Consider the following 1,504-nt stretch of genomic DNA (forward strand, 5'->3'; position numbering starts at 1 on the left):
CCTGCGAAACGCCTGCTCGGACAACCCGCCGAGCAGGCGTTTCGCAGGGGAGGACTCGGATGGACAGCTACTTCAGCAGCCGACTGCATCATGAGCTCAGGGAGACGGTCCGCGACTTCGCGGAGCGTGAGGTTCGGCCTCGGATAGCCGAGATGGAGGCCTCCCGGACCGTCCACCACGAGCTCTCCCGCATGATCGCCGAGCAGGGCTGGCTGGGTGCGACTATCAGCCAGGAGTACGGCGGCATGGGCGCCGGCCACCTGGCCAAGACGATCATCATCGAGGAGCTCTCCCGGGTCAGCGGCGCCATGGGCGCCATGGTCCAGGCCTCCCAGCTGGGCACCGCCAAGATCGTCCACTTCGGCAGCGACGAGCAGCGCAAGACCTGGCTTCCGGAGATCGCCGCCGGCGCCTGCCTGCCGACCATCGCGGTCACCGAGCCCGAGTCCGGCGGCCATGTCCTCGGCATGAGCGCCAGCGCGGTCCGGGACGGCGACGACTACATCCTCAACGGCAGCAAGGTCTACGTCGGCAACAGCCACGTCGGCGATCTGCACGGCGTCGTGGTCAGGACCGGTCCGGGATCGAAGGGACTCACCGCCTTCCTGGTCGAATCCGATCGCCCGGGGTTCAGGACCGGTCCGCAGCAGCCGGCCATGGGCCTCCACGGCTTCAGCTTCGGCGAGCTGATCTTCGAGAACTGCCGTGTGCCGGCCGCCAACCGGCTCGGCGACGAGGGCGACGGCCTCGCCGTCGCGTACTCCTCCAGCGTGCTGTACGGCCGGGCCAACCTCACCGCCGTCTCGCTCGGCATCCACCAGGCGATCCTGGAGGAGACCACGCGGTTCGCCTCCGAGCGCATCCGCTACGGCAAGCCGCTCCACGACCTGCCCACGGTCAAGCTGAAGCTGGGGCAGATGCAGTCCCGGCTGATGACCGCCCGGCTGGCCGCGTACCACGCCGTGCACCTGCTCGACCAGGGCCTCTCCTGCGACACCGAGCTGATGAACGCCAAGCTCGTCAACGTCGAGTCGGCGATCGACTCCGGTCGCAACGCGATGGAGATCCACGCCGCCGCCGGCCTCTTCACGGACCGGGCCATCGAGCGGTACCTCCGTGACGCGCACCACATCTTCGCCCCGGCCGGCACCTCCGACATCCAGCTCCTGCGGCTGGCCGAGGTCGCGCTCGGCCAGGACAAGGGCAGCTGGTCGGAGCGGCTGTCCGAGCTGGTCCGCACGCCGGCGCCGGAGCCGGTGCACGCCTGATCACCCACCCCCACGGGCCGGGGCGAAGATGTGGTGCGCGTCACGGAGGTACCGCTCGATGGCCCGGTCCGTGAAGAGGCCGGCGGCGGCGTGGATCTCCATCGCGTTGCGACCGGAGTCGATCGCCGACTCGACGTTGACGAGCTTGGCGTTCATCAGCTCGGTGTCGCAGGAGAGGCCCTGGTCGAGCAGGTGCACGGCGTGGTACGCGGCCAGCCGGGCGGTCATCAGCCGGG

The 1,504-nt window shown here is 69.7% G+C and carries 2 protein-coding genes; one reads left to right on the forward strand and one right to left on the reverse strand.

From position 1 onward, the window contains the following. Positions 1–59: 59 nt before the first annotated feature. Complete coding sequence (locus tag CCN56_RS37870; protein ID WP_086832213.1) at positions 60–1,268, forward strand: acyl-CoA dehydrogenase family protein; 1,209 nt, start codon at positions 60–62, stop codon at positions 1,266–1,268. On the opposite strand, the gene CCN56_RS37875 is transcribed toward CCN56_RS37870, so the two are convergent. Next, the coding region (locus CCN56_RS37875) for an acyl-CoA dehydrogenase family protein (RefSeq protein ID WP_256962380.1) at positions 1,269–1,504 on the reverse strand (236 nt) is incomplete at its 5' end.

It is taken from the genome of Streptomyces sp. NRRL B-24572, assembly GCF_002156145.1.
Lineage (GTDB): Bacteria > Actinomycetota > Actinomycetes > Streptomycetales > Streptomycetaceae > Streptomyces > Streptomyces vietnamensis.

Bases quoted from the DNA above. Each gene is read 5' to 3' on its own strand.
- CCN56_RS37870 (WP_086832213.1), top strand. From the start codon at position 60: ATGGACAGCTACTTCAGCAGCCGACTGCATCATGAGCTCAGGGAGACG.